This is a genomic window from Aeromonas sp. 30P (genome assembly GCF_051919805.1).
Lineage (GTDB): Bacteria > Pseudomonadota > Gammaproteobacteria > Enterobacterales > Aeromonadaceae > Aeromonas > Aeromonas veronii.
The window spans coordinates 153,662-173,752 of the sequence record NZ_JBQBEA010000001.1 but is presented as its reverse complement, the minus strand read 5'-3'; the positions used below and the strand labels follow the sequence as shown (position 1 = coordinate 173,752).

19 protein-coding genes are annotated in these 20,091 nt (G+C 59.7%); 5 read left to right on the top strand and 14 right to left on the bottom strand.

Annotated features, from left to right (window positions below):
* Positions 1-152: 152 nt before the first annotated feature.
* From ACTG2B_RS00800 to ilvG, 7 genes are all read right to left on the bottom strand, one after another.
* Entirely contained in the window at positions 153-728 is a 576-nt protein-coding gene (locus ACTG2B_RS00800; protein WP_216947707.1) for a hypothetical protein, read from the bottom strand.
* A gap of 134 nt (positions 729-862) precedes the next feature.
* Complete coding sequence (locus ACTG2B_RS00795) at positions 863-1,492, bottom strand: hypothetical protein (RefSeq protein ID WP_216947706.1); 630 nt, start codon at positions 1,490-1,492, stop codon at positions 863-865.
* Positions 1,493-1,667: 175 nt separating this feature from the next.
* Positions 1,668-3,188: a threonine ammonia-lyase, biosynthetic gene (gene ilvA / locus ACTG2B_RS00790; RefSeq protein WP_323969229.1), complete on the bottom strand. Its 1,521-nt coding sequence runs from the start codon at positions 3,186-3,188 to the stop codon at positions 1,668-1,670.
* A 3-nt stretch (positions 3,189-3,191) separates the two neighbouring features.
* Positions 3,192-5,033: a dihydroxy-acid dehydratase gene (gene ilvD / locus ACTG2B_RS00785; RefSeq protein WP_429202353.1), complete on the bottom strand. Its 1,842-nt coding sequence runs from the start codon at positions 5,031-5,033 to the stop codon at positions 3,192-3,194.
* A gap of 143 nt (positions 5,034-5,176) precedes the next feature.
* Positions 5,177-6,121, bottom strand: coding sequence for a branched-chain amino acid transaminase (locus tag ACTG2B_RS00780; RefSeq protein ID WP_118880123.1), 945 nt, complete (start codon positions 6,119-6,121; stop codon positions 5,177-5,179).
* 12 nt (positions 6,122-6,133) lie between these two features.
* The gene (gene ilvM / locus ACTG2B_RS00775; RefSeq protein ID WP_042079763.1) at positions 6,134-6,424 is read right to left on the bottom strand and encodes an acetolactate synthase 2 small subunit; all 291 of its coding nucleotides are present in this window, start codon (positions 6,422-6,424) and stop codon (positions 6,134-6,136) included.
* The gene (ilvG, locus tag ACTG2B_RS00770; protein WP_439995032.1) at positions 6,421-8,067 is read right to left on the bottom strand and encodes an acetolactate synthase 2 catalytic subunit; all 1,647 of its coding nucleotides are present in this window, start codon (positions 8,065-8,067) and stop codon (positions 6,421-6,423) included. Before ilvG ends, ilvM begins: the two co-directional genes overlap by 4 nt.
* Positions 8,068-8,451: 384 nt before the next feature.
* Here ilvG and ACTG2B_RS00765 point away from each other — a divergent pair, with 384 nt between their 5' ends.
* From ACTG2B_RS00765 to ACTG2B_RS00755, 3 genes are all read left to right on the top strand, one after another.
* Positions 8,452-9,966 carry a YifB family Mg chelatase-like AAA ATPase gene (locus ACTG2B_RS00765; protein WP_439995031.1) on the top strand — a complete coding sequence of 505 codons (1,515 nt, stop codon included), beginning with the start codon at positions 8,452-8,454 and terminating at the stop codon, positions 9,964-9,966.
* A gap of 126 nt (positions 9,967-10,092) precedes the next feature.
* Positions 10,093-10,992, top strand: a complete 900-nt coding sequence (locus ACTG2B_RS00760) for an acyltransferase (protein WP_005339610.1) — start codon at positions 10,093-10,095, stop codon at positions 10,990-10,992.
* 6 nt (positions 10,993-10,998) lie between these two features.
* Positions 10,999-11,964, top strand: a complete 966-nt coding sequence (locus tag ACTG2B_RS00755) for an acyltransferase (protein ID WP_439995030.1) — start codon at positions 10,999-11,001, stop codon at positions 11,962-11,964.
* Here ACTG2B_RS00755 and ACTG2B_RS00750 read toward each other — a convergent pair.
* Both ACTG2B_RS00750 and ACTG2B_RS00745 read right to left on the bottom strand, forming a co-directional pair.
* On the bottom strand, positions 11,889-12,395 hold the full coding sequence (locus tag ACTG2B_RS00750) for a DUF523 domain-containing protein (protein ID WP_129504936.1): 507 nt from the start codon (positions 12,393-12,395) through the stop codon (positions 11,889-11,891). The two genes, ACTG2B_RS00755 and ACTG2B_RS00750, sit on opposite strands and share 76 nt — an antisense overlap.
* Positions 12,392-13,042, bottom strand: a complete 651-nt coding sequence (locus ACTG2B_RS00745; protein WP_005339607.1) for an NUDIX hydrolase — start codon at positions 13,040-13,042, stop codon at positions 12,392-12,394. Before ACTG2B_RS00745 ends, ACTG2B_RS00750 begins: the two co-directional genes overlap by 4 nt.
* 74 nt (positions 13,043-13,116) lie before the next feature.
* Between ACTG2B_RS00745 and ACTG2B_RS00740 the strand changes: the two genes are divergently transcribed.
* Together ACTG2B_RS00740 and pncB are read left to right on the top strand one after the other, a co-directional pair.
* Positions 13,117-13,752: a nicotinamidase gene (locus tag ACTG2B_RS00740; protein ID WP_005356142.1), complete on the top strand. Its 636-nt coding sequence runs from the start codon at positions 13,117-13,119 to the stop codon at positions 13,750-13,752.
* Between the two features lie 101 nt (positions 13,753-13,853).
* On the top strand, positions 13,854-15,032 hold the full coding sequence (pncB, locus tag ACTG2B_RS00735; RefSeq protein WP_005339605.1) for a nicotinate phosphoribosyltransferase: 1,179 nt from the start codon (positions 13,854-13,856) through the stop codon (positions 15,030-15,032).
* Between the two features lie 71 nt (positions 15,033-15,103).
* On the opposite strand, the gene ACTG2B_RS00730 is transcribed toward pncB, so the two are convergent.
* From ACTG2B_RS00730 to ACTG2B_RS00710, 5 genes are all read right to left on the bottom strand, one after another.
* Positions 15,104-15,712, bottom strand: coding sequence for a thiol:disulfide interchange protein DsbA/DsbL (locus ACTG2B_RS00730; RefSeq protein ID WP_005339604.1), 609 nt, complete (start codon positions 15,710-15,712; stop codon positions 15,104-15,106).
* 137 nt (positions 15,713-15,849) lie between these two features.
* Positions 15,850-16,839, bottom strand: coding sequence for a serine/threonine protein kinase (locus ACTG2B_RS00725; RefSeq protein ID WP_040095068.1), 990 nt, complete (start codon positions 16,837-16,839; stop codon positions 15,850-15,852).
* A 103-nt stretch (positions 16,840-16,942) separates the two neighbouring features.
* Positions 16,943-18,394 carry a cytochrome c oxidase accessory protein CcoG gene (gene ccoG, locus ACTG2B_RS00720; protein ID WP_005357450.1) on the bottom strand — a complete coding sequence of 484 codons (1,452 nt, stop codon included), beginning with the start codon at positions 18,392-18,394 and terminating at the stop codon, positions 16,943-16,945.
* Between the two features lie 155 nt (positions 18,395-18,549).
* Entirely contained in the window at positions 18,550-18,813 is a 264-nt protein-coding gene (locus ACTG2B_RS00715; RefSeq protein ID WP_005339598.1) for a YihD family protein, read from the bottom strand.
* Positions 18,814-18,843: 30 nt separating this feature from the next.
* Positions 18,844-19,998 (bottom strand): diguanylate cyclase domain-containing protein, encoded by a 1,155-nt coding sequence (locus ACTG2B_RS00710; protein ID WP_439995029.1) that lies wholly within the window; start codon positions 19,996-19,998, stop codon positions 18,844-18,846.
* Between the last annotated feature and the right edge of the window lie 93 nt (positions 19,999-20,091).

Here is a 20,091-nt window from a genome sequence, read left to right as displayed (position 1 = left end):
ATGATGGAGGGTCAAATCCCCTACAACATGTTCAAGAAGGGTCTGAAATTGATACCGAAGGAAGTGCGCACTAAAGTAGCGTAAACAAAACACCGGTTTGATGCCGGTGTCAGGCGATAACTAGATCTGTACAACAGGATATTCACTTGAATTTAACTTGCGTTAAAGTTTACGTTTATAAGTGGTTGCCTTTCATTATTTGAATTCCACTCCTGTGCAATTTTTATTAGCTGTTTTTCAAGAAAATCAATTTCATCAATGTTATTTACGGGTAACAAGGCGAACCAAATTTTATCGATACCCTCCTGAGCAAATCTCAGAGAACCATTGAGTCGCACAAGACTATTTCCATGGTTTTTTCGATACCAGTCACGGATCTCAATGGGAAAGCCGGCGAGTCCGCACTCAAGGAGAAGTGGGGCATATTTTTTTGCCAAATTACACTGGGATTTGCTTCCCCATATGTATCGCCCAAATCGCTTCTTGAAGCTTGTCGTCGTTTTACCTATGTAAACAGGGGAATGGTCTCCGCCCCATATATATATACCTGGTGAATTAAAAATTTCCTTGTCTTGCTCTCTTGCCAACTTGCCATCTTCCCAAAAAACCCTTTTATTGGTTACACTTCCTGACTTCCACAGGTCATTTTCCATTAGTGTATTTATATAATGAGAGAAAGCATCATAGAGCGCGACACCATTATTACTTTCTTTTAATAACTCATGCATTTAATATTCCTTTTGGGAATGCTTTTCATTTTTATGTAGTATGTAGAAAATCGGAACTGGCGTTTGTGTATCAGTGCTACTTGACATATTGATGTCATCTTTCCACAAGTATGCCAATACAGGTCAGGTCAATGTCACTGAACAAATAACTCTCGTTTTAGTTGATGATGTTGAGTCCAAATTTTTTTATTGCTTGTACTGACTTGAATAAAGCAAAAAATGCACGATTCAACATCAGCTAAACTCATAGATGTAGCTCTAGCCAAGATGGTGCAAAAATGATGATAGTGCTTGTATTGCTCATCACTACAGCCATAGTCACCCGCTTCGCGGATACGGGAATCGAGCACAGGAAAGTTATCATTAAAGAATCGGACGAACTTGGTTGCATAAGTATCGCCAATACCTTTGATTTTTTTTATCTCTTTCAAGCACCCAAAATCTAGTCGACTGGCTAATACATAAGCTTGTTTAAGTATCAGATTATAATCGCGCTGGTTATCGATGAAGTGTGTCGAGCTACGGCCCCAGATCCGATAGCCGCCCCCAAAGGTCACAATGACAGCATGCAATAATGGCTCCATCATCTCTGCCTCGAAGCCACTCTCTATCCAGAGAGAGACGCTCTGTTTTGCTGTTTCAGTATCGACAGAGTGATTGAATGTATTGAGAAGTTGCGGCATCTGATCAATATGAAAAGAGGCCCCTTTGGGGAAAATAGAGGAAACGGGAAATACAACACGATTATCCAGCAACTGCAACATAATGACCTCTAAGCGAAAAGATTGAAATTCCTAACTCTTGCTAGAGGCATTATCTGCAATCAAGCGTCATTTCATGACGCTTGATTGTTTTGATGAAAACAATATTTATTGCTCAATTTAAAAACAAGCTGGGCATAACGCCTCCCTCCCGACGAGTTGTTGAAGCCCCCCTTGCTCAACTGGCCAGAAACAGCCGGTAGGCGGGGTCGTCGCTCACCTCTTTCCAGCCGTAGCCAATCTCGCGCAGGTAGTCGTGGAAGGCGGCCACGTCCTCGTCCGGCAGCTCGAAGGCGCAGAGCACCCGGCCGTAGTCAGCACCGTGGTTACGGTAGTGGAACAGGCTGATGTTCCAGCGACAGCCCAGAGTCTCGAGGAAGCGCATCAGGGCGCCAGGCTGCTCCGGAAACTTGAAACTGTAGAGACGCTCACCAAGGGGCCGGGCCGGGCGGCCGCCAATCATGTAGCGCACGTGGTTCTTGGCCAGCTCGCTCTCGGTCATGTTGACCACCGGATAGCCGTTGCCGCCGAGCTGATCGATGATCTGACCCAGCTCCTCGTCACCGCCGGTGAGGCGCACCGAGACGAACAGCGACGCCTGCTCGGCATCCGCATAGCGATAGTTGAACTCGGTCACCATGCGCGGCCCGAGCTGACGGCAGAAGTCGAGGAAGGCCCCCTTGCGCTCGGGGATGGTCACCGCCAGCATGCCCTCGCGCTTCTCGCCAATCTCGCAGCGCTCCGACACGTAGCGCAGGCTGTGGAAGTTGACGTTGGCACCGGACAGAATGGCTGCCATCCGGCCACCCCTGACCTGCTCCCGCTCGCTGTAGGCCTTGAGGCCCGCCAGCGACAGGGCACCCGACGGCTCGGCGATAGCACGGCAGTCGTCGAAGATGTCTTTCAGTGCCGCGCAGATCTGGTCGTTGGAGACGGTCACCACCTCGTCCAGATACTGGTTGCAGAGGCGGAAAGTCTCCTCGCCGATGCGCTTGACCGCCACCCCGTCGGCAAACAGCGAGACCCGCTCCAGATTGACCGGTTCACCGGCCGCCATGGCAGCCTTGAGACAAGCGGAACCCTCCGCCTCCACCCCGATCACCTTCACATCCGGCAGCAGTTGCTTGATATAGACCGCCACCCCGGCGGCCAACCCGCCCCCCCCCACCGGCACGAATACGTGGGTGAGGTGGGTATCCTGCTCCAACAGCTCCTTGCCGATGGTGCCCTGCCCGGCGATCACCTCGACATCGTCAAACGGCGGGATCAGGGTGTAGCCCTCAAGCGTGGAGAGGCGGCGACTCTCGCCATAGGCCTCATCGAAGCTGTTGCCAAACAGCATGACGTTGCCGCCCTGCCGGCGCACCGCGTCGATCTTGATATCCGGCGTGGTCTTGGGCATCACGATGATCGCCTTGATACCGAGCTTGGCGGCCGACAGGGCGACCCCCTGCGCGTGGTTGCCAGCAGAGGCGGCGATAACGCCGCGCGCCTTCTGCTCCTCGGTCAGGGTGGCGATCTTGTGGTAGGCACCGCGCAGCTTGAAGGAGTGGACCGGTTGCAGATCCTCCCGCTTCAGGCTGACGTGGTTGCCGAGCCGCTCGGAGAGTTTCTTCAGGGTTTGCAAGGGGGTGACCCGCGCCGCCTCGTAGACGGGGGAGAGCAACACCTTGCGTAGATAATCCGCCGCAGAGACCATGATTTATTCCCCCAGCATTGAGCGATCGCGCACCGCGCCTTTATCAGCGCTGGTGGCGAACATGGCGTAGGCGCGCAGGGCAAAGGAGACCTGACGCTGACGATCGAGCGGCTTCCAGCCACGGGCTTCAACGGCAACACGGCGGGCAGCCAGCACGCTGTCGGCCACCTCCAGCACCATGCTGCGGGCCGGGATATTGATGCTGATGATGTCGCCATCCTCCACCAGACCTATGGTGCCGCCGGAAGCAGCCTCCGGCGAGACGTGGCCGATGGAGAGGCCCGAGGTACCGCCGGAGAAACGGCCATCGGTGATCAGGGCACACGCCTTGCCCAATCCCATGGATTTCAGATAGGTGGTGGGATAGAGCATCTCCTGCATGCCCGGGCCCCCTTTCGGCCCTTCGTAGCGGATCACCACCACCTCGCCCGCTTTCACGGTACCGTCGAGGATGCCGCTCACCGCGCTCTCCTGACTCTCGAATACCCGTGCCGGGCCACGGAAGGTGAGGTTCTCCTCATCCACCCCGGCAGTCTTGACGATGGCGCCGTTGACCGCGAGGTTGCCAGAGAGCACCGCCAGGCCGCCCTCCTGGCTGTAAGCGTTGTCCAGCGAGCGGATGCACCCTTCGGCGCGGTCCAGATCCAGCTCCGGCCAGCGGCAATCCTGACTGAACGCCTTGGTGGTGCGGATCCCGGCCGGGCCAGCGCGGTAGAAGTCCACCACCTCCTGACTCGGCTGGCGGCTGACGTCATACTCATTGAGCTGTTCGACGAGGGAGCAACCCAGCACGGTACGGGTATATCCATGCACCAGACCCGCTTTTTCCAGCTGACCCAGAATGGCGACCACGCCGCCGGCGCGGTGTACATCTTCCATATGGTACTTCTGGGTGGAGGGTGCCACCTTGCAGAGCTGTGGCACCTTGCGCGACATGCGGTCGATATCGGCCATGGTGAAGTCGACGCCCGCCTCCTGCGCCGCCGCCAGCAGGTGCAGCACGGTATTGGTGGAGCCGCCCATGGCGATATCGAGCGCCATGGCGTTCTCGAACGCCGCCTTGGTGGCGATGTTGCGCGGCAGGGCGGTCTCGTCATCCTGCTCATACCAGCGCTTGGCCAGGGTCACGATACGCTGGCCCGCCAGCTTGAACAGCTGCTCGCGATCGCTGTGGGTCGCCAGCATGGAGCCATTGCCCGGCTGGGAAAGGCCGAGCGCCTCGGTCAGACAGTTCATGGAGTTGGCGGTGAACATGCCGGAGCAGGAGCCACAGGTGGGGCAGGCGCTGCGCTCCACCTGTTCGCTCTGGGCGTCCGATACCTTGGGATCGGCGCCCTGGATCATGGCATCCACCAGATCCAGCTTGATGATCTGGTCGGAGAGCTTGGTCTTGCCCGCTTCCATCGGGCCGCCGGAGACAAAAATGACCGGGATATTGATGCGCAGGGCCGCCATCAGCATCCCCGGGGTGATCTTGTCGCAGTTGGAGATACAGACCATGGCGTCGGCGCAGTGGGCGTTGACCATATACTCCACCGAGTCTGCAATCAGCTCGCGCGATGGCAGGGAATAGAGCATGCCGCCGTGGCCCATGGCGATGCCGTCATCCACGGCGATGGTGTTGAACTCCTTGGCGACGCCGCCGGCAGCTTCGATTTCGCGTGCCACCAGCTGGCCCAGATCCTTGAGGTGGACGTGGCCCGGTACGAACTGGGTGAAGGAGTTGACCACGGCGATGATGGGTTTGCCGAAATCCTGATCGGTCATTCCGGTGGCACGCCACAGGGCGCGGGCCCCGGCCATGTTACGTCCGTGGGTGGTGGTGGCGGATCTCAACTTCGGCATGTCTCTACTCCCTGAATGCCCATATGGGCTCGATGCGTTATGCGGTGATGATACGAGTGGATCGGAATCGATCCTGGTGAAGACTCCTCTGGGAAGCGCTCACCGGAAGCGACTCGGGGAGGCATGACGCCTCCCCTCTCTCATCAGTCGTTGACTGGGGTCAGCCAACCCCACTTGTCTTCGGTCTTGCCATTGAACAGGCCGAAGAAGGCGTTCTGCAGCTGCTCGGTCACCGGGCCACGGCTGCCAGCGCCCACCTTCATCCGATCGACGGAACGCACCGGGGTCACCTCGGCCGCCGTGCCAGTCATGAAGATCTCGTCTGCGACATAGAGCGCTTCGCGGGGCAGCGCCTGCTCGCGCACCTCGTAACCGAGATCGCGGGCCAGCGTCATGATGGTGTCGCGGGTGATGCCGGGCAGGATGGCAGCGGTAGCGGGCGGGGTGAACAGTACGCCGTTCTTCACCAGAAACAGGTTCTCCCCCGCCCCTTCGCTCAGATAGCCGTTCACATCCAGCGCCAGCCCCTCGGCGAAGCCGTTGCGCTTGGCTTCGCGGCTGATCAGCTGGGATGACAAATAGTTGCCGCCCGCCTTGGCACCGGTGGGAATGGTGTTGGGAGCGAGCCGGTTCCACGAGGTGACACAGACATCCACCCCATTTTTCAGCCCCTCCTCCCCCAGATAGGCGCCCCACGGCAGGGCCGCCACCATCAGGTCGGCCTTGGCATCCAGCGGCGGATGCAGCCCCAGCCCCACGTTGCCGACAAAGGCCAGCGGGCGAAGGTAGCCGCTCTTCAGGCCGTTCTCGCGCACCACGGTGCGGCAGGCTTCATTCACGTCGGACTCGCTGTAGGGGACGTCCATCCAGTAGATCTTGGCGGAGTCGAACAGGCGGCGGGTGTGTTCCTGCAGACGGAAGATGCAGGTGCCTTTGGGGGTATCGTAGGCACGCACACCCTCAAACACCGAGGAGCCGTAGTGCAGGGCGTGGCTCATCACGTGTATCTGGGCATCCTGCCAGGGCACCAGTTTGCCGTTGAACCAGATGTATTGGGGATGAGTGGCGGATTGGGAAGGCTGTGACATTGGCTTGGCTCCTTAAGCTCTGATCCGGGGTTGCTGTTCCAGTGCATCGACCCGGGAGACGTCCACCAGCTTAACCAGCTGGCTCCACAACTGCTGGATGGGACGCACCGACTCGACAGTAACCGTGATCCGCAGCTGTTGGCAATCCTGCTCCGCTCTCGTTTCCATAGTGAGGGCGCAGAGATTGAAGCCACGGTGACGCACCACCCGCAGCACCCGCTCCATCACTTCCGGTCTGGGCTGGGCATGGATATGCAGGGTGTGCTGTGCAAATGCGGGCTGGGCAAGGGTGTGCGGGTTCATGGGCGTTGCTCCATCATCTTGTGGTTGGCGACTCCCGGCGGAACCAGGGGCCAGACGTTTTCTTCCTCTGAAATAGCCACATGCAGCAGGTAGGCACTCTCGCTTGTCAGCAGGCGATCGAGGGCGCCGGCTATCTGCTCCTTGCATGTGATGGTCTCGCCGGGGATGCCGAAAGCAGCAGCCAGGGCGACGAAATCGGGGTTGTCGGAGAGGATGGTCTCGCTGTAGCGGCCGTCGAAGAACAGCTCCTGCCACTGGCGCACCATGCCGAGGCGCTGGTTATCCAGCAGCACCATCTTCACCTTGAGCTGGGCGCGGCGGATGGTGCCGAGCTCTTGCACGTTCATCATGAAAGAGCCATCACCGCTCACCAGCACCACTTCATCCTCCGGGCGCGACATCTTGGCCCCGATGGCGGCCGGCAGACCGAACCCCATGGTGCCGAGACCGGCGCTGGAGAGGTGGTTGCGCGGACTGGTGAAGCGCATGTGCTGGGCCACCCACATCTGGTGCTGACCCACGTCGCAGGCGACCACGCTGCTCTCCGGCAGCCGAGCTGAGAGCTGCTTGAGCAGGGCCGGCGCATAGATAGCCTGACCCGGGTGGTCGTAGCGAAACGCATATTCGCGGGCCATGTTCGCGCAGTGCTCACGCCAAGGGGCGATGTCGAGAGTCATGGCGAGGCGTGGCAACACCTGCTTGAGATCCGTGGTGATACCCACCTCGGCGGCGCGGCGCTTGCCGAACTCGGCGGCATCCACATCGAGATGGATCACCTTGGCCTCGGGGGCGAACTCCTCCAGCTTGCCGGTCACCCTGTCGTCGAAACGGGCACCCACCACCAGCAGCAGATCGCACTGCTGCACCGCATAGTTGGCCGCCTTGGTGCCGTGCATGCCGAGCATGCCGAGGTAAACGGGGCTATCGGGGTCGAGCGCGCCAATCCCCTTGAGAGTGGTGACCGCAGGCATGCCGGTTGCGGCAGCAAAGTCGCGCAACTGCTGCTCGGCATTGGCCATGCCCACTCCACCACCGACGTAGAGCACCGGGCGCTCGGCAGCAGCGATCAGAGTGCGGGCTGCGGTCAGTTCCGAGGGGTTGAGCGCCTCCGGCTCTTCCACTGCAAACAGCGGGCTCTGGGCAGGCACGGCGGCCAGTTGCACATCCTTGGGGAGATCGATCAGCACAGGGCCGGGGCGCCCTTCGGTGGCGATGGCGAAAGCCTCTGCCAACACCCGCCCCAGATCGGCGGCATCGGTCACCATGAAGGAGTGCTTGGTGCAGGAGAGGGACATGCCGAGCACGTCGACCTCCTGAAACGCATCGGTGCCGATGGCAGAACAGGGCACCTGACCGCTGATGGCCACCAGCGGCACCGAATCGAGCAGCGCCTCCGCCAGACCGGTTACCAAATTGGTGGCGCCGGGGCCGGAAGTAGCGATGCAGACCCCCACCTGACCGGAGGCGCGAGCATAACCGACCGCGGCCATGGCGGCACCCTGCTCATGGCGGCAGAGCTGATGGGCCAGACCACCGTCATACAGAGCATCGTAGACCGGCATGATGGCCCCGCCCGGGTAACCAAACACCTGGGTCACACCCTGTTTCTTGAGAGCCTGTACCAAAAACTGCGCGCCGTTCATGTGGAAAATCCTGTCCTTTGGTCGAAAAAAAACCCCCGAGCTGTGAGGCTCGGGGGTCGCTTGTTTCGTTCTGTCCGGTGGTGGGTCTATCCCTTGTTCCGTGCAGCTAAACGAGCCCCGAGCGGTGAGATAATAATCACCACTAGGACCACAATAATGCTGACGAAACGGGAGGCCATGTTCATAGTTACAACCGGAAATCCTGTGAAATTGGGGCGGTTTCTACCGCGAATGGCTATTAGAACTAGCACGGTGATTTTTATTGGGCAAGCCTTTTTTCTGTGACAACCCACTGATTTTGGCTATTCCTCAACCGGAACTCTGGAATAAAAAACCAACAACAAGCAGTTAGTCAGAACATATATCAACTCAAGGACGGGATTTATGTCATTAGCTGTGGTTTATAGCCGTGCCAGCCTCGGGATCGCGGCCCCGCAAGTTACGGTGGAAGTTCACCTCTCCAACGGCCTGCCCGCCTTCAACATGGTCGGCCTGCCGGAAACCTCGGTGAAGGAGTCGCGGGATCGGGTGCGCAGCGCCCTGCTCAACGGCAATTTCGAGTTCCCGAGCAAACACATCACGGTCAATCTGGCCCCCGCCGATCTGCCCAAGGAGGGAGGCCGCTTCGATCTGGCTATCGCCATCGGCATTCTCGCCGCTTCCAAGCAGATACCTGCAAAATATCTGCTCGATCATGAATTTTTAGGGGAATTGGCCCTGACCGGAGAGATCCGCCCTGTGCTCGGGGTGCTGCCCGCCGTGCTCGCCTGCCGGGATGCGGGGCGCACCCTGCTGGTACCGCGAGAGAACGGCCCGGAAGCCTCTCTCATTCAGGATGCCGAGGTGCGCACCGCCCACCAACTGCTGGCCGTCACCGCTTGGCTGGCAGGCCAATACGAGCTGCCGCTGCCGGATCCCCAAAGCGCGGAGAGCCTGCCCGATGTACCGGATCTGCAGGATGTGATCGGCCAGTCTCAGGCCAAGCGGGCGCTGGAGATCGCCGCTGCTGGCAGCCACAACCTGCTGTTCATCGGCCCGCCCGGCACCGGCAAGAGCATGCTGGCCAGCCGCTTGCCCGGCATTCTGCCACCGCTCAGCGAGCAGGAGGCGCAGCAGACCGCCGCCATCCACTCCATCGGCGGCCTCACCCCGCGCGCCGGTCACTGGCACCACAGACCCTATCGCACACCCCACCACAGCGCCTCAGCAGTGGCGCTGGTCGGCGGTGGCAGCCACCCGCGGCCCGGCGAAATTTCGTTGGCCCACAACGGGGTGCTGTTTCTCGACGAGCTGCCCGAATTCGAGCGCAAAGTGCTCGACTCCTTGCGCGAGCCACTGGAGACGGGCCATATCACCATCAGCCGGGCCGCCCGTCAGGTGGATTTTCCCGCCCGCTTCCAGCTGGTCGGCGCCATGAATCCCAGCCCCTGCGGCCACTATGGTGACGGCCAGACCCGCTCCAGCCCGGATCAGATCTTGCGCTACCTCGGCAAGCTCTCCGGCCCCTTTCTCGACCGCTTCGACCTGACGGTGGAGGTGCCACTGCTGCCCAAGGGGAGCCTGACCGGCAAGGCAGAGCGGGGGGAGTCTAGCCAGCAGATCCGCGATCGGGTACTGGCGGCACGGGAGCGCATGCTGAGTCGCAACGGCAAGCTCAACAACCTGCTGGATAGCAGCGAGATTGAGGATATTTGCCGACTATCACCACAAGATGCCGAATTTTTGGAGAGTGCCATCCAGAAGCTGGGGCTCAGCATCCGAGCCTGGCATCGCATCCTGCGGGTGTCACGCACCATCGCCGATCTAGCAGGGCAACCCGCCATCGGCAAGGAGCATCTTATCGAGGCGCTCGGTTATCGCGCCATGGACAGGCTGCTGTCGCGACTGCGCAGCAGCTGACAGAAGGGAAAGGGTGAGTCCAACCCCGTAAAGGCTCTGAATGGTCTCACGGGCAATCGGCTGATATTATGGCCACAGATCTGACCACTTGATGGCCCTTCATCGACAGCAAGACGGACCCGACTCATGCCCAACAAGCTGACAGAGCGACTGCGCGGCAGCCTCTCCACCCTGCTCTATTTTTTCAACACCCTCTTCTGGTTTGTCCCCATCTTCTCGCTGGGTCTGCTCAAGCTCCTGCTCCCCCTCAAGGGGTGGCGCACCCTCTGCAACTGGCTGCTGGATGGCTGTGCCAGCTGCTGGATCGGTTTCAACAATCTGATCCAGAAAACCATCATCAAAACCCCTTTCGAGGTGGTCGGAGTGGACAAAGGGCGCCGGAATGAGTGGTATATGGTGATTGCCAACCATCAATCCTGGGTCGACATACTGGTACTGCAGCGGGTTTTTAACCAAAAAATCCCCTTCCTGAAGTTTTTCCTCAAGAAAGAGCTGATTTGGGTACCTTTTCTCGGTCTGGCATGGTGGGCGCTCGACTTCCCCTTCATGCGGCGATATTCCAGGAAATTTCTGGAAAAGCATCCCCATCTGAAGGGAAAAGACATAGAAACAACCCGTAAAGCCTGTGCCAGGTTCCGCCACATTCCGGTGAGTGTGATGAACTTCGTCGAAGGCACCCGCTTCACCAAGGGCAAACATCAGAAGCAGGGTTCGCCCTATCGTCACCTGCTCCACCCGAAAGCAGGCGGCATCGCCTTTACCTTGGCAGCCATGGGTGACCAGTTGCATCAACTGGTGGATGTCACCATCGCCTATCCGGACGGCATTCCCAGCTACTGGGACTTCATGTGTGGCCGGGTCGGGCAAATCAAGGTTCAGGTCCGCTATTTGCCGATCGACCGCAAGCTGGTGGGGGATTACTTCAATGACCCCGAGTTCCAACAAGAGTTTCAACAGTGGTTGAACGGGATCTGGCACGAAAAGGACCAGACCCTGAGCCAACTGCTGGCAACCAAGGCGCAGTAAACATTCATGCTATCCCTGCTTCCCGGCCCGCTGGTGCTGATCATCAGCGCGGGCCTGACCATCCTTTTCACCGCCTTGTGCGCCAGCCTGATCCTGCTGGTGTCGCTGGCCAAACTGTTGCTGCCGATCCCGGCCTTTAGCCGCGCCTGCAGCCGGCTCAACAACCGCTTCATGAGACTGTGGCTGGCCTGCAATGCGCTGGTGATCCGCCTCACCACCCGCATTGACTGGCAGGTGGAGGACAATACCAAGCTGCGCAAGGATGGCTGGTATCTCATCATCAGCAACCATATGAGCTGGACCGATATCGTGGTGCTCGGCCACCTGTTCCGCGACCGGCTGCCGGTGCCCAAGTTCTTCATGAAGCACGAGCTCATCTACATCCCGCTGCTGGGGCTCGCCTGCTGGGGGCTCGATATGCCCTTTATGCGTCGCTACTCACGGGAGTTTTTGCTGAAGAACCCGCACCTGCGCGGCAAGGATATCGAGACCACCCGCAATGCCTGCGAGAAGTTTCGCGATATCCCCACTACCGTCATCAACTTCGTGGAAGGGACCCGCTTCACCGAGCAGAAACGGGACGCATCACGCTCCCGCTACCGCCATCTGATGCCGCCCAAGGCGGCGGGGCTGGCCTTTACGCTGGCAGCCATGGGCGAGCAGTTCGACAGCCTGATCAACGTCACCATCCGCTATCCGGACAACGCCGAGACCCCGTTCAAGGACTTCCTGATGGGACGGGTAAAACGCATTCAGGTGCGGATTGAGGAGCTGCCGGTGAATGAACAGCTGATAGGAGATTACTTCAACGACAAGCAGTTCAAGCGCGGTTTTCAGGAGTGGCTAAACCAGCGCTGGCAGGAGAAGGACGAGGTGCTGGAGGGGTGGCAGAGCGGTCAGGTGCCGCTGCCGGTTGCCGCCAAATCCGGGGATGAATCCAAAGAGAGTGCCGAGGCCAACTCGGCCAACTGATCTTCGGAAAAAACGGCAATACCGTGGCGGCGTAGCAGGGCGGTAGTCTTGCCCTCGCCCGCCACAGAAACCCCTTCAAAGCGGCCGTTATAGATACGGCCGCTGCCACATGAGGGGCTCCCCTCTTTCAGCAGGGCGAAGCGAATGCCCTGCGTCTGACAGATTTCCAGCGCCAGCTCGGCGCCGCGATCAAACTCTTCAGTCACATCCAGCCCGCTCGCCGTCACTACCAGCTCGCCCTGTCGCTCGGCAGGGGGGCGTGGGGTCGGCAAACCGCCAGCCACTTCGGGGCAGAAGGCCAGCACCCGCCCCTCGGCACCCAGCTCACTCAGCCAGTCGCTGACAATCCCCTTGCTCTGACCGTCGTAACGCACCGGCTGACCAAGCAAGCAGGCACTCACCAGCACCTTGTGCACGCCGGTCTCACTCATGCTTCCGCTCCATGCATCACCTGATCGAACATCACGCAGCAGGGGCTCTCCAGCCGATAGAGAATGGCGGGGCGCTGTTTGCCGGTGCGCTTGCGGCCGGTATCCACCAGAATGTCGGCGCGATGGATCCGCTTGCGAAATGCCGCCGTATTCATGGGTGTTTGCAGGATGATTTCGAAGGCGCGCTGCACCTCGGATAGGGTGAACTCGGGCCCCAGCAGTTGCAGCGGCAGGGTGCTGTAGCGGCTCTTGATCCGCAGCCGCTCCAGCCCCTTGGCGATAAGCTGGACATGGTCGAAGGCGAGGCTCAGCCCCGGCAGGTTGGCGAGCGGATGCCAGCAGCCGTGGATCGCTTCCACTTCCGGATCCACCAGACAGAGATAGACCAGGGTCGTGGACCAGCCGCGGGGATCCCGCTCCAGATTGCCGAGGGTGCAGACCTGCTCGCTGTAGCAGTGACCGAGCCCCCATTCCGCCAGCAGACGGCGCTGGGCGGCATCCAGATCCCGATCCCGGGTCTCGTCGATGCGCAGCGCAGGCAGTTGCCAGCAGTGGGCAAAGGGGGGGCGATCGCGGGTCTCGAGCAGCAGCTCGAGCCGCTCCTCATGCAACCGCAGCACCACCATATCCAGACTCATTCTCAGCATGCCGATCGCCCTGCTCGCCTTCCATTAATGTTTGGTAGATAATATCACACGAATAGTATGTGCAGGAGCCAATCATGGGAACCGTCGCCAGCCTGGATATTGATGCGCAGAAGGGCTTTACCCCCCTCTGCCCGAACGAACTGCCCGTCGCGGGCGGTGATGATATTGTGGCTGCGCTCAACGCTCAGGCCACCCTCGCCACGCTGCGGATCGGCAGCAAGGACTCTCACCCCGCCAATGCCGACTGGGCCGTCTCTGACCCCGCAGGCATGCTGTTGCCGCTGGATCTGCCCAACGCAGACCTCACCTGGCCGGTGCACTGTGTACCGGGTAGCAAGGGCTTCGAGCTGCTCGACGGCCTGCCCGCTCCCATCGACTATGACTTCTTCGTCTGGAAGGGGGTCGAGCCTGATCTGCATCCCTACGGCACCTGCTTCCACGACCTGGCTGAACGGCGCAGCACCGGACTCATCGAATTCCTGCAAGCCCGCCAGGTCGATACCGTGCTGGTCGGCGGCCTCGCCACCGACTACTGTGTCAAAACCAGCGTGCTGCAACTTCGCCGCGCCGGTTTCCGGGTGATCGTCCATCTCGATGCCTGCCGTGGCATCGCCCCCGCGACGGTTGCCAGCGCCCACACCCAGATGATTGAGGCTGGCGCCGAACTGGCCCAGACCCTGATCGATGTACAACGCCTGCTGGACGCCTGATATGCCACCGATTCTTACCAGCCTGCTCGACACCGATGCCTGCACGTTACATATGCGGCAGGGGAGCGCCATCGTGCTCACCAGTCTGCGAGGAGCCTGATATGCCCCCAATCCTCACCAGCCTGCTCGACACCGACGCCTACAAGCTGCATATGCAGCAGGCGGTGTTCCATCGCTATCCGGATGCCGAGGTGGTGGCCGAGTTTCACAGCCGCAATGAAGAGGATCTGCTGCCCATGATGGGGCAGATCGAGGAGCAACTGCGCCTCGCCGGTTCCCTGCGACTGACCAAGCCAGAGCTCGATTTTCTGGCCGAGCGTCCCTTCTTCACTCCTGACTACCTCGACCACCTGCGCCGCAAGCCGCTCGACGCCTCGCTGCTTAAAGTGTTCGAGCAGGATGGCCGCATCAATGTGCGGGTCGAGGGCCCCTGGCAGGATGTGATCCTGTGGGAGATCCCGGTGCTCGCCATCATCAGCGAGATGCGCAACCGCTTCCGCTATCCCCAGTTCGGCGTCAGCCATGCGCTGGAGCGGCTCGATCAGAAGATCGACAAGCTGGAGAAGGAGCTGAGCAGCGACGAGATGAGCGAGTTCAACCTCATCGACTTCGGCACCCGCCGCCGCTTCTCTCACGCGGTACAGGATGCGGTAGTGGGTCGCCTCAAGGAGCGGCTGCCGGCGTTTCGCGGCACCAGCAACTACATGCTGGCCCAGAAGTACAAGCTGCCCGCGGTCGGCACCCAGGCCCATGAGTGGTTCCAGGCGCACCAGCAGCTCGGCTTCCCGCTGGAGCACAGCCAGCGCGCCGCCCTCACCAGCTGGCTGGACGAGTTCACCGACCATCTCGGCATCGCCCTGACCGACTGCATCACCATGGATGCCTTCCTGCGGGACTTCGACTTCGAGCTGGCCAGCAGCTATCAGGGCTTGCGCCACGACTCCGGCGATCCCGTGGTGTGGGGCGAGAAGGCGATCAGCCACTATCAGCGCCTCGGCATCGACCCCACCGACAAGACCCTGGTCTTCTCCGACGGGCTCAACCTCGACAAGGCGGTGCAGCTGTTCCGCCACTTCCGTGGCCGCATCAATACCAGCTTCGGCATCGGCACCAAGCTCACCTGCGATCTGCCCGGTGTCAGCCCGATGAACATCGTCTTCAAGCTGATCGAGTGCAATGGCGGCCCGGTTGCCAAGATCTCCGACAGCCCGGGCAAGACCCTCTGCCGGGATGCGGAGTTTATCCGCAACCTCAAACAGGCGTTCCACGTCGGGGTCTGATCTTTCCGAGCACCAGAAAACAAAAAGCCCGCCGGTTCACACCGGCGGGCTTTTTATCGACTCAAGGGGTATCAGTCTTTCTTGGCCAGCAGGAACTGCACCAGCTTGTTGAACTGCTCTTGAGAGGTTATGGATTCAATCTTCACCATGTACTTGCCGTTCACCAAGAAGGCCGGTACACCGCGAATGTTGTAGCTCTCGGTGTTGCGATCGAACTGGGAGACCATGCCGGAGACGGCGAAGCTGTCGACGGCACCGTCGAACTCTTCAGCCGGTACGCCGTTGTCCACGAAGATCTTCTTCACATCGTCACGGCTCATCGGCGGCTGACGTTGGGTGTGGATCTTGGTGAAGATGGCCGGAGTCAGCTTGGCTTCGGCATTGAGCAGACTTGCAACGGCGTAGGCACGCTGCATCTCGGGGCCCATCTCGCGACCGAGGAAAGCAACCGGGTTCTTCTTGAGGGGCACACCCTCTGGCAACCCGGCCTTCAACTGTTCAACGATCGGTTCGAAGGTAGCGCAGTGCGGGCAGTAGTAGGAGAAAAACTCCATCACTTCCGGCTGGGCACTGCCAGTCTGTTTGACCACATCGTAGTTGACGCCTTCCTTGAACTCGGGGGCGGCGTGAACCATGGGGATCATCAGCATGGCAGCAAGGAAAAATAGAACTTTTTTCATGATGTTTCCTGTTAAGGGATCACTGTGAGGCACGCCCGGCGAACCGAAGCAGTGCCAAGCCTATTGTTTCGCCATGCTGACGTCAATGGTCAGGGCCGGAGATCGAGTCCCACTGGCCGCGCAAGATCCCTTCTATTTCACCAGTTTGGCATCAGGCTCAACGGTGGCGCCTTGAGTGCCTCCAGCTGATCGTGCAGTGTCGCTATCTGTTGACGCCAGTAGTGATCGGTATTGAACCAGGGGAAGTGACGGGGGAAGGCGGGATCTTCCCAGCGCCGTGCCAGCCACGCCATGTAGTGAACGATGCGCATCGCCCGCAGCGGCTCGATCAGCGCCAACTCCCGAGAGTCGAACTCCATAAACTCCTCGTAGCCCGCCAGCAGGGTGTCGAGCTGGATCTGCTGCTCGTGGCGCTCGCCGCTGAGCATCATCCAGAGATCCTGAATCGCGGGACCGGTGCGGCAATCATCGAGGTCGACAAACATGGGGCCATCGCGCCAGAGGATGTTGCCCGGGTGGCAGTCGCCATGCAGGGAGATCTGCGCCACATCCAGGGTCATGGCGTCGCTGACATGCTTGATCAGCTCATCGAGCACCCCGAAGAATTGCTTCGCCAGCCCGCTTGGCAGCCATTCGCCAGACGCCAGCAGCTGACGCGGTTCGTGCAGCATGCTCTCCACATCGAGCCGTACCCGATGGTGGAACGGCTTGCTGGCGCCAATCTGATGAATGCGGCCGAGGAAACGCCCCACCCACTCCAGCTGATCGAGGTTATCCACCTCGAACTGGCGGCCACCGACGCTCTGCCAGATGGCAAAGGGGTAGCCCTCATGCTCCAACAGGGTCTCGCCTGCGAAGGCGAGCGGCGCGGCGACCGGGATCTCAGCCTCCGCGAGGCGGGTGGCAAACTCGTGCTCCTCGAGGATCTGGGCCCGGCTCCAGCGGCCGGGACGGTAGAACTTCACCACATAGCGGCGACGATCCTCATCCTGAAACTGATAGACCCGGTTTTCGTAACTGTTGAGCTCGATAAGGCCGGAGTCGAGCCGCAGGCCACTGAGATCGAGCGCATCCATGATGAGGTCGGGATTGAGGTCGGAATAGTTGAAACGCATGTCATCCACCATAAGAAAGGGGCGCCGTTGCGCCCCATTCTATCACCACTGCCCGGCATTACCGTGCTCGCTGGTGACCGGACTGGTGTCATGCCCGGCCCGCAGCCACACGCAGTTATAACCGGCTGATAAACTTGCTGCCCTGGCGCAGGTTGCCCTTGCTGTCATCGGGCGCCGCCCCCTCCCGTTTCAGCACGAACTGGATATCCAGCGCCGGCCGTTTCAGGTTGTAGGGATCGACCGCCAGACTGACCGGCAGGGTGTAGATCTCACCCGCCTTCAGGGTCACTTCACGGGGGCCGAACCACTGATACTCGGGCAAGCCCTCCACATCCAGCTGGTAGGTCTGGGACTGCAGGGTCTTGTTGAGGATCTTGAGGGTGTAGGTATTCTCGATCAGCCCCTCGCTGTTTTCGCGGAACAGCTGGTTGCGATCCCGCAGGATATCGAGCCCCATCGGCATGATGGACATGGCGTTGTAGACAAAGACCCCCAGCATCACTGCCATCACCAAGCCGTAACCTATCAGCTTGGGCCGCGCCACATGGGTGGAGTCGTTAGCCAGCTTGTGCTCTGTGGTGTAACTGATGAGCCCTTTCGGGTAGCCCATCCGCTCCATGGTCTGGTCGCAGGCATCAACACAGGCGCCGCAGTTGATGCACTCGTACTGCAGGCCGTCGCGGATATCGATACCGGTCGGGCAGACCTGCACGCAAAGATCGCAGTCGATACAGTCGCCCAGCCCCATCGCCTTGGGATCTGCCTTGCGGGAGCGGGCGCCACGGGTCTCGCCACGCTTGGTGTCATAGCCGACGATGAAGGTGTCCTTGTCGAACATGGCGGACTGGAAGCGGGCATAGGGGCACATGTGGATACACATGATGGCACGCATCCAGCCAGCGTTGCCGTAGGTAATGATGGTGAAGAAGATCACCCAAAACAGCACCCATCCGCTGGCCTGCAGGGTGAAGAGGTCCGGCACCAGTTCAGTTACATCCTGGAAGTAGGCGACGAAGGTCAGGCCGGTCACCAGTGAGATCGCCAGCCAGGCCAGATGCTTGGCTCCCTTGCGGGCCAGCTTCTCGCCGCTCCAGGGCGCCTCGTCCAGCTTGCGCCGCTTGTTGGCGGGCCCTTCCAGCTTCTCTTCAAACCAGATGAACATGAAGGTCCAGACCGTCTGCGGGCAGAGATAGCCACACCAGACCCGACCGAGGAAAGTGGTAATAAAGAAGAGTCCGAAGGCGGCAATCATGAAGAGCCAGGCGAGCAGGGTCAGATCCTGCGGCCAGATGGTGGCGCCAAAGATATGGAACTGCTGGTGACCGAGGTCGAACAGCACCGCCTGTCGCCCGTCGTAACGCAGCCAGGGCAGCAGCACAAACAGCGCCACAAAGAACCAGCCCATGGCCTTGCGCATCCGCTGCCAATACCCTTTCTGGGCCCGCACATAGATGCGGTTGCCCGGGTTGAATCTGTCGTCGCTGGCTTTGAACGTATTGGGGTTGAAGGTCCCGGTTACGCCCTTGTCGGTGACGTCCTTGATATCGATTTTATCGTGGTCGGCCATTGCAAGACATCGCTCCCTTATTTGTTATGGAGCGGATTATATCTTAAACAGCATGCTAATTGTGTGGATTAGATGTATCTAATATTGGGATTGGATCGCAATTTTCGGCAACAAAAAAGCGCATCACCACGAGGTGATGCGCTTCCACTAAAGATTCACTTGATTCCGCGAGCCTTGAGCAGTGCCTCTTTGAAATCGGGCACATGATCCTTGGCCAGACCGGGGATCATCGCCTGCTTGTCGGATTCCCGCATCTTGAGGTGATAGATCAGCATGTCGTCGGTCAGCTCGGACAGAGGCCCTTCAAATCCCGCTTCTTGGGCCAGTTTGGCAACAAACTGCACCAGGCTGAGATCCTGTTCCTTGATCCAGGCAGGCTGCAACAACTCCAGCAGCTCTTCGATACGATGACATTGCATAGACAACCTCTTTAATCTGTCACGTTAAATTCAGGCAACCTTACCCATCAAGGCTACTTCGATTCGATCCCGCCCATTATGCTTGGCCTGATAGAGTGCCGCATCCGCTTTTTGGATCAAATCGGCGATTTTCATGCTGTTGTCCGGTATCAGTGTCGCAACACCAAAACTACATGTGACCCGACCGGAGACCAGTGACTTCTGGTGCGGGATGGCCAGCTCCTTGAGCGCCTGCCGCACATTGTCCGCCACCTGCAACGCCCCCTGCATGCCGGTGCAGGGCAGCAGCAAGGCGAACTCTTCGCCCCCGTACTGGGCCGCCAGATCGTCCTCGCGCCGCTCCACCTCGGCCAGCAAGCCAGCCACCTGTTGCAAACAGTCATCCCCCAGCTGGTGACCGTAGAGATCGTTGAACTGCTTGAAGTAATCCACATCTACCAGCACCAGCGACAGCGGCGCCCGGGCACGATGGCAACGGCGCCAGGCGCGCTCCAGAGAGTCGTCGAGATGGGCGCGGTTGGCGATGCCGGTCAGGCCGTCGAGGCGGGAGGTGAGACGCAAATGCTCGGAGACCGCCTTCAGCTCGGCCACCAGCTCGGCGTTGGAGAAACGGTGGTGGAGCGAGGCGATCTGATCCCGCCGCATCCGGCGCAGCAGGGTCGGCAGAAAGACAAACAGATATCCCGCCAGCATGCAGGAGACGATTCGTTCCTGCTCGTTGCCATTGCCCAGCTCGAACAGCATCGCCATGCCCAGCGGCAGGGCGGAACCATAGAGGGTGCGGCGGCTGCCAAACAGCATGATGGCGCTGCCGGTAAGAATGAGGCTGGAGAGCATCATCATGGCGGCCCGGTAGGTATCGGGCAACTTGTCCATGTAGAGCAGCACCCCGAGAGCCCAGATGATGGAGGTGATGGTGGCTCCGATAAAGAGCTCCCGCTCCAGCACTGGCAGCGGTGTCTGGTGCAGGCGGGCTCGACGCCAGCGCAGGTGCCAGCCCCGACCCAGCAGCCACAGGAAAGTGCCTGCCAGCCAACCGAGCGCTTCAATGGCGGGTAGATAGTCGTGAAACAGCAGACTCCAGCCAAATGCCAACACGCCCAAACAGGGGAGACTGAACGATGCATGGGTATAGAGCTGGGCCATGATGGCCTGCTTAACCTGGCGTGTCACACTCTGGGTCAACTGAGTACTCCTGTACAAGAGCCGAGCAGTCTACCATTACCCCCTGACCCGCAACAATAAAGCGCCGCTTATTAAGAAGTTAATCAATCAATA

Bases quoted from the DNA above. Each gene is read 5' to 3' on its own strand.
- ACTG2B_RS00795 (WP_216947706.1), bottom strand. From the start codon at position 1,492: ATGTTGCAGTTGCTGGATAATCGTGTTGTATTTCCCGTTTCCTCTATT.
- ACTG2B_RS00745 (WP_005339607.1), bottom strand. From the start codon at position 13,042: ATGCTGAGAATGAGTCTGGATATGGTGGTGCTGCGGTTGCATGAGGAG.
- ACTG2B_RS00760 (WP_005339610.1), top strand. From the start codon at position 10,093: ATGCCCAACAAGCTGACAGAGCGACTGCGCGGCAGCCTCTCCACCCTG.
- ACTG2B_RS00755 (WP_439995030.1), top strand. From the start codon at position 10,999: ATGCTATCCCTGCTTCCCGGCCCGCTGGTGCTGATCATCAGCGCGGGC.
- ilvD (WP_429202353.1), bottom strand. From the start codon at position 5,033: ATGCCGAAGTTGAGATCCGCCACCACCACCCACGGACGTAACATGGCC.
- ilvA (WP_323969229.1), bottom strand. From the start codon at position 3,188: ATGGTCTCTGCGGCGGATTATCTACGCAAGGTGTTGCTCTCCCCCGTC.
- ACTG2B_RS00750 (WP_129504936.1), bottom strand. From the start codon at position 12,395: ATGAGTGAGACCGGCGTGCACAAGGTGCTGGTGAGTGCCTGCTTGCTT.
- ACTG2B_RS00725 (WP_040095068.1), bottom strand. From the start codon at position 16,839: ATGGTGGATGACATGCGTTTCAACTATTCCGACCTCAATCCCGACCTC.
- ACTG2B_RS00800 (WP_216947707.1), bottom strand. From the start codon at position 728: ATGCATGAGTTATTAAAAGAAAGTAATAATGGTGTCGCGCTCTATGAT.
- ACTG2B_RS00715 (WP_005339598.1), bottom strand. From the start codon at position 18,813: ATGCAATGTCATCGTATCGAAGAGCTGCTGGAGTTGTTGCAGCCTGCC.
- ilvG (WP_439995032.1), bottom strand. From the start codon at position 8,067: ATGAACGGCGCGCAGTTTTTGGTACAGGCTCTCAAGAAACAGGGTGTG.
- ACTG2B_RS00730 (WP_005339604.1), bottom strand. From the start codon at position 15,712: ATGAAAAAAGTTCTATTTTTCCTTGCTGCCATGCTGATGATCCCCATG.
- ACTG2B_RS00780 (WP_118880123.1), bottom strand. From the start codon at position 6,121: ATGTCACAGCCTTCCCAATCCGCCACTCATCCCCAATACATCTGGTTC.
- ACTG2B_RS00765 (WP_439995031.1), top strand. From the start codon at position 8,452: ATGTCATTAGCTGTGGTTTATAGCCGTGCCAGCCTCGGGATCGCGGCC.
- pncB (WP_005339605.1), top strand. From the start codon at position 13,854: ATGCCCCCAATCCTCACCAGCCTGCTCGACACCGACGCCTACAAGCTG.
- ccoG (WP_005357450.1), bottom strand. From the start codon at position 18,394: ATGGCCGACCACGATAAAATCGATATCAAGGACGTCACCGACAAGGGC.
- ilvM (WP_042079763.1), bottom strand. From the start codon at position 6,424: ATGAACCCGCACACCCTTGCCCAGCCCGCATTTGCACAGCACACCCTG.
- ACTG2B_RS00740 (WP_005356142.1), top strand. From the start codon at position 13,117: ATGGGAACCGTCGCCAGCCTGGATATTGATGCGCAGAAGGGCTTTACC.